Source organism: Halomicronema sp. CCY15110 (assembly GCF_016888165.1).
Classification (GTDB): domain Bacteria; phylum Cyanobacteriota; class Cyanobacteriia; order Phormidesmidales; family Phormidesmidaceae; genus Halomicronema.
In genome coordinates, this window is the sequence record NZ_JACSWC010000365.1 from 1 (window position 1) to 9,262 (window position 9,262).

Genomic DNA, 9,262 nt, shown 5'->3' on the forward strand with positions numbered 1-9,262 from the left:
AAAAGAAACCTCATGTCTCAACCGCTCGATTGCTTGCCAAAGCTAAAGCTGAGAAGAAAGCACCTTGAAAGGGCTGGTTCCTTGACCTAGCGATCAGAACGATGGAATCTGCTGCGATCGCGGACATCCCAGTTTTGGATTACAGAATATGCTTACGAGCAAGCTGTCCGCCCGGCCCCCTTGATGAATGTGCCAGATTAGAACTTAGAACTCGGCCTCGCGATCAGCTCACGAGAGCACTGAAAAATCGCGCAGAGGATAGGATTTGCTAATCGCTCTTAACCTCACCTATCACATTTCACCAAATCGGCTCTCTTCAGGACATCTCTTCAGTACATTTCTGGGTAGCTCTCCCCTTGCGCAGCCTGTAATCAACAACTTTCCAAAGCCCACAATCCTCTAACTTATGGATGACGGCAACGAAACTGGAAGTCGGTATGATTAGTTACATAGATTGCCAGTCTTTTGAAGCATTTTAATGCCACATTAGCTGCGAGGAAATGGTGAGTGGAGGATAAAACAATCAATATTTTGCTTGTCGAAGATGATGAAGTTGACGTTATGAATGTTAAACGGGCATTCAAACGCAATCGCATTACTAATCCCTTGTTTGTTGCGGAGAATGGACTCGAAGCCCTCGCCATGCTCAGAGGCGAGAATCTTGATGGACAAAACGTCCCCAACACTCGACGCATCATTCTTCTCGACATCAACATGCCAAAAATGAACGGAATCGAGTTTTTGCAAGCCCTCCGTCAGGACTCCGCTTTGGCTCCTACCCCCGTCATTGTGCTCACTACTTCTGACGAAGATCAAGATCGCATTGAGGCTTACAAGCTCAATGTTGCGGGCTACATCCTGAAGCCTGTGACTTTTTCGAGTTTTGCAGAAGTGATGGCAGCCCTCAACCATTACTGGACTTTGTGTGAGATGCCTTGAGCGTCATGACGACTTTTTTATCTCCTGTAGTATCCGCAACCATGATGAATGGAACCTTAAGTGTTTTGGTCATCGACGACGATGTCATCGATCGCATGGCGATTCGTCGGCATTTTGATAAGACCCCTTTACAGTCACAGATTACAGAAGCGGAGACTGCTCAGCAGGCTAAAGAACTTTTAGCCAGTGCTTCATTCGATTGTATTTTTCTAGATTTTCGGTTGCCCGATACGGACGGCTTGTCATTCGTTAAGCAACTGCGGTTAGAGGGCAATCACTTACCCATCATTGTGCTCACCGGGCAAGGCGACGAGCGGATTGCCGTTGAGTTAATGAAAGCTGGCGCTTCAGATTACCTCGCTAAGTCTCGCCTATCTCCAGAAAATCTACATAGCTTGATTCGCCACGCGATTAACGCCTATCGAGCCGAGCAGCGGGTTAGGGCAGCCCAGGAACAACTGCGACAGACGAACGTGCTGCTGAGGGAACAAAATCAAGAATTAGAGGCCCAGCGTCAGCAAATTGAGCGGCAAAATCTTCGATTACTTCAGGCCAATCAGCACAAAGCGGAGTTTTTGGCGACCGTCAGCCATGAGTTGAGGACTCCTCTCAATTCGATTCTCGGTTTTTCCCAAATTTTAAAAAGTCAGACAAAAGGCTCGCTCAACGACTATCAAGCGAAGATGGTCGATTGTATTCATACCAACGGCGAAAGCTTACTGTACTTGGTCAATGACATTTTAGATATGTCAACCATTGAGTCAGATCGACTGCAATTAGCGCCACATTTTTTTGATTTAACGGCCCTAGTGCAAGAAGTTGCGTTAGAAATGCTATGGGTGGCCGAGAAAAAAGGGCTCAAAATTGATAGAAGTATCGCGCTTGAGAATAGCAAAGTTTACAACGATCGCCGTAGGTTGAAGCAGGTCTTAGTCAACTTACTTTCGAATGCAATTAAATTTACTAAGGCTGGGACAGTCGCTATCGCGGTCAAAACAGTAGCGACTAACAGTCTTGAAATTTCGGTGCAAGATACGGGCATCGGTATTCAGCCTGAGCACCTATCCAGCATTTTTCAACCGTTCCGCCAAGCTGATCAATCGATTGTTCGTCACCATGGTGGTACCGGCCTAGGATTAGCGATTACCCACTCATTGGTCAACATGATGGAGGGTTTCATTACTGTGGATAGTCAGCCGGGGCAGGGGTCCATTTTCCGAGTCCAAATTCCGCACACAATTGCTGGGTAGGCCACAACATGATGGCGATCGCGAGCATAGCGACTGATTCAGGAAGGCCCAAATTCAAGCGTGGAATCAGTGGCGGCGGCGGGGGGTGGTGCAGTTATGGTGATCGGGGAAGTCGCCTGCACACGTTTGGTGTACCACCAATTTTGCGCTTCACGCGAGAGCTTTGTAGTGTACAGCGTGGTCACAAAAGCCTTGCTGCTGCTTTGCCCCAAAATTTCTACGCAGTAGGAGGGGAACTTGCGGGTAGCCATATCCGGCACAAATCGCCGTCCGATGCGTCGCCAACTGGGTTCTTTGCTGCGCCACTGAAGACGACAACAGGGCCAGGGCAATTGTTCGCGATCGTACAGGCGACAGCAAGGGCCAATGACCCGATAGGTTAGATGTGCCCCTGGACTTTGGAAGATATGCCCAGTGGGCCAGGGCTGCTCGGCGTGGTCTGGCAAAGGCGGTATCATCAAAACGTAAGTTATGTCTATCTGTAAACGTCTTTTACGAGATCTATCATGTCAGAGCCAATTACTGCTGCAGTGAGCGATCGCATCTGCAACCACATGAATAAAGATCATGCCGACTCGGTGCTGGTGTATGCCCAGGTCTATGGTCAGGCCAAGTCAGCCGTTGCGGCCACCATGGAATCGATTGATGCCGAGGGCATGAATTTGGTCGCAGAGGTAGAGGGGGCATCAACGCCGCTGCGGATTCCCTTTGATCACAAACTGGAAAGCGCCAAAGAAGCGCACCATGTGTTGGTGGAAATGCTGAAGCAACCTGGTGAAACAGCCCAAGGCTAGGTGCCCAGAGAGCAGCCTCCATGGGGGCGGTTTTCCCATCGTGAGGATGCCGCCTGAGCACGCACTCCCGAACAGCTGCTTTCTATGCACGTCATGGATGGGTGAGCTGACTAGGTGAACTCATGCCCCATGGCCAGGCTGATTGATTCGCTGTGAGTCATGAGTTGACCACTGAAGAACAAACTGAATGGGTAGGGTTGATTGCGGATATGACAGTCAAGATAAAATTTATACCTGATGATGTCACCGTCACCGCTGAGGTGGGCGAACCCTTGCTACAGGTGGCAGAGCGTGCCGGCATCACGATTCCCACTGGTTGTTTGATGGGGTCTTGTCACGCCTGCGAGGTGGAAATTGATGGTCGGGAAGAGCCGATCTGTTCCTGTATTAGCGCCGTGCCCCCTGGGCAAGCCGAATTAACCATCAACTTGTATGTGGATCCTACGTGGTAGCCAGTACTTTTTATACAAAATTTGTTGATTGCTGCGGGTTTGTTGATCTCGGATATGATGCGGGCAAGTTAGTAACAGACGCATGAGCTACGGCACCTGGGGCGTTAACTTTACCCATTGAGGTACGGTTCTACCTACCCGCTGTCCAGCCGTCGCTTGTTACATTGAAATCATTGAAATCAATGTTACGCACTAGTTGCCCAGCTTTGTTGACGCAGTTAGTCTGTCGCTAGCCGATTGAGGTAAGAATTGTGAACAACTCGTCAGGCCAAACTCCAGCCTTTTGGGATAACGATAAAAGGGGCAGTAATTCTCTGCTTGAGTACGTTCAGGCGATGGCACCTGAGACGGTGGCTCAGTTATCTCGCCCGGTATCTTCAGATGTCATGCAAGCCATGGAACATAATATTATCGGCTTACTGGGGGGATTGCCGGCGCAAAATTTTGACATTTCGGTCACCACTAGCCGTGAACAGTTGGGTCGGCTGCTCGCTTCCGCGATGATGAGCGGCTACTTTTTGAAAAGTGCTGAGCAGCGTCTCGCTTTTGAGGAAGCGATCGTCTCTTCTAGCACCAGTGAAGAGTCGGAGTAAGGTATCCTCTGAAGAGTTGCCCAGAGACAGTTTGAGTGGCTCAAAAGGAATCCCGAAAGTCTGGATTATTGAACAGCGATCGCTCGGCTAAGTCATTCTTGACTTGGCCGAGCGATTTGTTTGTGGAGCTACGTCAAACCTTGTTAATCTGGTACCGCCAGCAGGGGCGTCAGTTGCCCTGGCGGGAGACTCGTAATCCTTACGCGATTTGGATCTCGGAGATCATGTTGCAGCAAACCCAGGTCAAAACGGTGCTGCCCTACTATCAACGCTGGTTACAACTTTTTCCCACGGTGCATGACTTAGCGGCAGCAGATCAGCAGTCTGTGCTGAAAGCCTGGGAGGGGTTGGGATACTATGCTCGCGCCCGCAACTTGCACAAAGCGGCAAAAGTGATTGTGGAGCAACACCAGGGCCAGTTTCCTGATGAGTTTGAGGCGGTGGTGGCATTACCGGGCATTGGGCGCACCACGGCAGGGGGCATTCTCAGCGCCGCGTTTAATCAATCGCTGCCGATTCTCGATGGCAATGTGAAGCGGGTCTTGGCCCGCCTGATTGCGCTGCGGCAACCTCCCAGTCAGGCACTCAGTCAACTTTGGGAGCTTTCCACGGCGTTGGTGTCGCCGCATGAGGCCCGTGACTTTAATCAAGCCTTGATGGACTTGGGGGCTACGGTATGTACGCGCCATCGGCCAGCGTGTCTGATTTGTCCTTGGCGATCGCCCTGTGCGGCGTACAATCAAAACGTTCAGTTGGAGATTCCCATGACCGAAACTCGCGCTCCTTTGCCCCATAAGCAGATTGGCGTCGCCGTAGTGTGGAACGAGCAGGGACAAATTTTGATTGACCGTCGCCCGCAAAGCGGATTGTTGGGCGGCCTGTGGGAGTTTCCAGGGGGCAAAATTGAGCCGGAGGAAGCCGTCGAAGACTGTATTCGGCGGGAACTCCAGGAAGAGCTAGCCATTGATGTGGCGGTGGGCGATCGCCTCATTACCATCGACCACACGTATACCCATTTCAAAGTGACGCTGAATGTGTTTCATTGTCGCCATGTCGCTGGCGAGCCCCAGCCAATTAAATGCGACGAAGTGCGCTGGGTAGACGTTTCAGAACTTGACCAGTTTCCTTTTCCCAAGGCCAATGGCCAAATTATTGAAGCCATCAGGGCGATCGAGACTCCGTAGGGCAGGTGCTAGGACACATCCAAAGATTGGCTAATTTATCGGCATTGGCGTAACAGCTGCCGGTGCTGCGGTCTCACGTCTCAGTATTTCAGGCTGCCACCTCGATACACCACAGCGAAGGGACTAATGCGTTTATGAAATCGAAAACCTGTTGTCCTGATTAATTCCGCCATGGCTGAATACCACGAGAGCGATCGCCGGTTTTAGGTCAAATTCGATTCTTGCCAGAGGGCGGTGGTTTGCCGCAAGCTGCTAAAGTCGCCGTTCCCCAAAATTAGGTGATCTAAAATTGGCACGCCTAATAAATTGGCGGCTTCTAAGAGCTGACGGGTGAGGTGAATATCTTCTTGTGAAGGGTCGAGGTTGCCGCTGGGATGGTTATGCGCCACGATAATGCGGGTTGCCCCGTGCTTCAAAACTTCGCGAAAAATGTCACGGGGGTGGGCTAAGGTCTCGGTTGCCGTGCCAATAGTGATGACCTTCATGCCCAAAATGCGGTGCTTAATGTCGAGAAAGAGGACGGCAAAGCGTTCTTGGGCTTGCCACATCAATTCGTGGCTCATAGCAGCGGCAGCCACACTGGGGTCATCAACCACGGTTTGCTCTGGTGGGCGGGATTGTAAAACTCGCTTCCCTAGTTCGATCGCGGCCAAAATACTGGTGGCTTTGGCTGGTCCCACCCCAGGAATTTCCATAAGTTCTCGGGGCGATACATCCCGCATGACGCTCATGGCGTCTCGCTGATTTGCGCCCAGGCATTGCAGAATGTATTGCCCCAAGCCGACCGCTGAGAGCTTGCCTGGCCCTTGCCCAGTGCCTAACAAAATCGCAATCAGTTCTGCAGTTGCTAAAGTTTTGGCCCCATAGTCAAGCAGTCGCTCGCGCGGACGCTCACTTGTGGGCATATCGGTCACACGCACTTGGTAGGTCGTCATAGATGCACCTGAGCCATTAAGGTAGGTGGGCAAAGCCCTACTTTCAGTAAGCCCAAGAGAATTTGAGATTTAACGGTGAGTTAACTTATGACGGCCATAGATTCTAACCCGATAGATTACCAAGCCCTGCGAAAACGCTTGGCTCAATTTAGCTGTTTGGAAACGCCTCCAGATCTCTCTGAGACTGAAAAAGTTGCCATTCGAGATGCGCTAAGGGCATTTAATGAGGCAGCGGATTATGAGACCTTGGGGGTCTGTGCCGATACGCTGGCGATCGCTCAAATGGCTCTGGAAAGTTATGTCGCGGTCTTGAGTCGCCCGGTGCAACTAGAGTTAGAAGCGCGCAGCGGGCCAGTCTTTCTCAAGTTCAATACGCTCAAAGGAGCCTGGTATTTAGATGGCTACACCGGAGCGTCGCGGGGGGTGCTGGTGTCATTTCATGCTTCAGAGCCTGAGGTTGATCTGATCAATGGAACTTACGGGCCGTTTCCGTTTGATTTGTTTGAGTTGCCACAGTAGTTGTGCAATTTTTGGAACTTTGTCTTCCTTTGTACAGGGGGGTCTGATTACAGGACAAACGTTTGAGTGTGTGGCGAAAGTCATTTTCAGAGAGTGGAAAGGGATTGAGCAGGCTGTGACGAAGATAGTCCGACCCTAAACGGAACAAACTTTTGGCTCTGCGACCATGTTTCTTGATCGCAATAGGCCGCACCTGATGTAACAACAATCCCATTTTCATCGTCCAGCAGAGCGCCAAGGTCAGCAGTGCGAAGTGCTTTCGTAGCCGTTCAGCTTCGGTGAAGTGAGTCGACGCGAGCCAGCCCCGCTAGTGGGCGCTTTTCGAGCAACAACTGATCAATTAGGCGTTGACCAATCCCCAAAACCACAGACCCAAAAGCAATATAGAAACTTTCGCGTAATGGATAACTTGTGAAGGAGGCACGACAGCGGGGGATTCCCCGAGCTCGCTAAGCAGAACATTCTCAGGCAATTTGGCCTCAGGTCGTATATTCGGCATTGATGCGGACATAGTCATAGCTAAAGTCGCAGCCCCAAGCGATCCCCTGTCCAGTGCCATGTCCCACACAGACATCAATATTGACGGTATCTGTCTGGAGGTATTCCCCCTGGGTGGCCTGTTTCAAATAGTTGCTGGCGGCGGGGCGGTCAAAAGGCAGCGGTTGCCCGTGCTCCATCAGTAAAAACTCGCCCAGTTGAATGCGCAAATCACCTTGATCGAACGGCACGCCTGCCCGTCCGGCCACTGCGGCGATGCGTCCCCAGTTGGGATCGTGGCCAAAGATGGCGCATTTCAACAGCGAGGACCCCGCGATCGCTTTCGCAATTTGGCGGGCGGCGGCATTATCTGTCGCTCCGCTCACCGTCACTTCCATCAAGCAGGTGGCCCCTTCGCCATCGCGGGCGATCGCCTTCGCGAGGTGGTCGCAAACGGCCGTTAGCATGGCCTCCAACCGCGCCGCTTCGGGGCCGGATTCAGTAATGGCTGGCGTGCGCGATTCGCCATTCGCCAACGCCAATACGCAGTCATTGGTGCTGGTGTCGCCATCCACCGTGATTTGGTTAAAGCTATGGGCGATCGCTCGCCGCAGCATCGACTGCCACAAAGACGGCGACACCGTCGCATCACAAGTAATAAATCCCAGCATGGTCGCCATGTTGGGGTGAATCATGCCGGAGCCCTTAGCAATGCCCCCCACTCGCACCGGGCGACCATCTAAATTCATTTCCAGCGCGATGGACTTGGTCACCAAATCTGTAGTGATAATCGCCTTCGCCGCATCATCAGACCCCGTGGCCGACAAGGCCGCCACCGCTTGAGGAATGCCCGCTTGCAGCGCGTCCATCTTGATGCGCTGACCAATCACCCCGGTCGAAGCGACTAGCACTGACTCCTCAGCAATCTGTAGGGCTTGGGCCGTGGCTTGGCAGGTAGTGACAGCATCTTGCCAGCCTTGGGGGCCAGTACAGGCATTGGCCTGCCCGGCATTCACCACGATCGCCTGAGCATAGGGCTTGGCCTCTAACCGCTGCCGACAATAATCTACGCAGGCGGCCCGCACCTGACTTTGGGTGTATACCCCCGCCGCGATCGCATCCGTATCCGAAACAATCAAGGCCAAATCCGCTGCCCCAGATGGCTTAAGTCCCGCTGTCACCCCAGCTGCCCGAAACCCTTTTGGCGCGGTTACGCCACCTTCTACCACTTGCCAGTCTGCCATGTCACTTCATCTGTTTTGCTAGTCAGTCACTGTCCCCAACCTGTCCAACCATCTCCAGGGTTCGGCCCCTTGCCGCCGTGCAGGTTGAACTGTATGGATTGTGCAGCAAGATGCCGGGTTCAGCGGGCCAAATCAGCCGTCTCTACATGAACTGCAACATAACTGAAAGCAGGGTTAACCTGGCCATAAAGTTTGGTTTCATAGGCTGCAGATCAAAAAAAATAGGGTTTATATTATTAATAAGGAGCAAAAAGCTCCGGTCTGAGATCGGAAGACCAATCCACTTTGAATAGGAGGTTAAGCATCGATTTAACGTCTGATTCAATTTCGTCCAAGACAGCAGCATCTCATCAGGTTCTTGATATTTTTCTGTCATGAAATCTGGGAGAATTGCCATCAGTATTGAGCCAGTCCATACCGTTAACTTCAATACTCACGCAACTCCAATTAGTCTCTAAAAAGTGGAAGAATATTCCAAAAGCCTTTCTAGGTGCTGCTGTCACTGTTTCAAAGAACATCTAGAAAGCCAAAATCGCTTCAAAGCAGCTGTTGCGCCGACGCAATGGCTGCTTTTTGATGGGAGGACGATGGGTTGATATACTCTAGTCCAGTGGTGATGACTTCAGGATGATTAAATGTCGATGATGATTGGCACATTACCTCGATTAGGTGACGATCCATAGTCGTTTAGTGCCCGATCGCGATCGTTACCGTGCAGAGTAAAACCGAAAAAACACTTCTTAGTTCACCTATTAATTTTGTTTTTATTTACCCACAAAGAAGGAGTTCGCCCCTATATTATACCAATTCTCTATAAAGCTGCATAGAATAGAGCCTCAAGGATAAAGTCATAGCCGGTCAAGGAGGCGATGGCC

At 51.4% G+C, this 9,262-nt stretch carries 10 protein-coding genes and 1 pseudogene; 7 read left to right on the forward strand and 4 right to left on the reverse strand.

Annotated elements, in window-relative coordinates; genetic code table 11:
- Nucleotides 1-507 precede the first annotated feature (507 nt).
- Nucleotides 508-939 (forward strand): response regulator, encoded by a 432-nt coding sequence (locus tag JUK32_RS17185; protein WP_204140091.1) that lies wholly within the window; start codon nucleotides 508-510, stop codon nucleotides 937-939.
- A gap of 5 nt (nucleotides 940-944) precedes the next feature.
- On the forward strand, nucleotides 945-2,189 hold the full coding sequence (locus tag JUK32_RS17190; protein ID WP_239112774.1) for a cell wall metabolism sensor histidine kinase WalK: 1,245 nt from the start codon (nucleotides 945-947) through the stop codon (nucleotides 2,187-2,189).
- 38 nt (nucleotides 2,190-2,227) lie between these two features.
- On the opposite strand, the gene JUK32_RS17195 is transcribed toward JUK32_RS17190, so the two are convergent.
- A complete protein-coding gene (locus tag JUK32_RS17195) occupies nucleotides 2,228-2,647 on the reverse strand; it encodes a hypothetical protein (RefSeq protein ID WP_204140092.1) in 420 nt (139 codons plus the stop codon).
- A 48-nt stretch (nucleotides 2,648-2,695) separates the two neighbouring features.
- On the opposite strand from JUK32_RS17195, the gene JUK32_RS17200 reads away from it, so the two are divergent.
- From JUK32_RS17200 to mutY, 4 genes are all read left to right on the forward strand, one after another.
- Nucleotides 2,696-2,983, forward strand: a complete 288-nt coding sequence (locus JUK32_RS17200; RefSeq protein ID WP_204140093.1) for a DUF2470 domain-containing protein — start codon at nucleotides 2,696-2,698, stop codon at nucleotides 2,981-2,983.
- A gap of 209 nt (nucleotides 2,984-3,192) precedes the next feature.
- Nucleotides 3,193-3,435, forward strand: coding sequence for a 2Fe-2S iron-sulfur cluster-binding protein (locus JUK32_RS17205; protein WP_204140094.1), 243 nt, complete (start codon nucleotides 3,193-3,195; stop codon nucleotides 3,433-3,435).
- A gap of 248 nt (nucleotides 3,436-3,683) precedes the next feature.
- On the forward strand, nucleotides 3,684-4,028 hold the full coding sequence (locus JUK32_RS17210; protein ID WP_375541579.1) for a DUF760 domain-containing protein: 345 nt from the start codon (nucleotides 3,684-3,686) through the stop codon (nucleotides 4,026-4,028).
- A gap of 98 nt (nucleotides 4,029-4,126) precedes the next feature.
- A complete protein-coding gene (gene mutY / locus JUK32_RS17215) occupies nucleotides 4,127-5,212 on the forward strand; it encodes an A/G-specific adenine glycosylase (protein WP_239112776.1) in 1,086 nt (361 codons plus the stop codon).
- Between the two features lie 203 nt (nucleotides 5,213-5,415).
- Here mutY and radC read toward each other — a convergent pair whose 3' ends face one another.
- On the reverse strand, nucleotides 5,416-6,147 hold the full coding sequence (radC, locus tag JUK32_RS17220; protein ID WP_204140096.1) for a DNA repair protein RadC: 732 nt from the start codon (nucleotides 6,145-6,147) through the stop codon (nucleotides 5,416-5,418).
- An 87-nt stretch (nucleotides 6,148-6,234) separates the two neighbouring features.
- Between radC and JUK32_RS17225 the strand changes: the two genes are divergently transcribed.
- A complete protein-coding gene (locus JUK32_RS17225) occupies nucleotides 6,235-6,666 on the forward strand; it encodes a DUF1824 family protein (RefSeq protein ID WP_204140097.1) in 432 nt (143 codons plus the stop codon).
- Nucleotides 6,667-6,715: 49 nt separating this feature from the next.
- On the opposite strand, the pseudogene JUK32_RS27660 reads toward JUK32_RS17225, so the two are convergent.
- Together JUK32_RS27660 and argJ are read right to left on the reverse strand one after the other, a co-directional pair.
- Nucleotides 6,716-6,964 (reverse strand): annotated as a pseudogene (locus JUK32_RS27660) (IS4 family transposase); the annotation flags it as partial.
- Nucleotides 6,965-7,145: 181 nt separating this feature from the next.
- Entirely contained in the window at nucleotides 7,146-8,387 is a 1,242-nt protein-coding gene (gene argJ, locus JUK32_RS17230) for a bifunctional ornithine acetyltransferase/N-acetylglutamate synthase (RefSeq protein WP_204140098.1), read from the reverse strand.
- Between the last annotated feature and the right edge of the window lie 875 nt (nucleotides 8,388-9,262).

What these genes read in the sequence shown, in the direction of transcription:
- JUK32_RS17190 (WP_239112774.1), top strand. Translation starts at nt 945, where the DNA reads ATGACGACTTTTTTATCTCCTGTAGTATCCGCAACCATGATGAATGGA.
- JUK32_RS17225 (WP_204140097.1), top strand. Translation starts at nt 6,235, where the DNA reads ATGACGGCCATAGATTCTAACCCGATAGATTACCAAGCCCTGCGAAAA.
- JUK32_RS17205 (WP_204140094.1), top strand. Translation starts at nt 3,193, where the DNA reads ATGACAGTCAAGATAAAATTTATACCTGATGATGTCACCGTCACCGCT.
- JUK32_RS17200 (WP_204140093.1), top strand. Translation starts at nt 2,696, where the DNA reads ATGTCAGAGCCAATTACTGCTGCAGTGAGCGATCGCATCTGCAACCAC.
- argJ (WP_204140098.1), bottom strand. Translation starts at nt 8,387, where the DNA reads ATGGCAGACTGGCAAGTGGTAGAAGGTGGCGTAACCGCGCCAAAAGGG.
- JUK32_RS17195 (WP_204140092.1), bottom strand. Translation starts at nt 2,647, where the DNA reads ATGATACCGCCTTTGCCAGACCACGCCGAGCAGCCCTGGCCCACTGGG.
- radC (WP_204140096.1), bottom strand. Translation starts at nt 6,147, where the DNA reads ATGACGACCTACCAAGTGCGTGTGACCGATATGCCCACAAGTGAGCGT.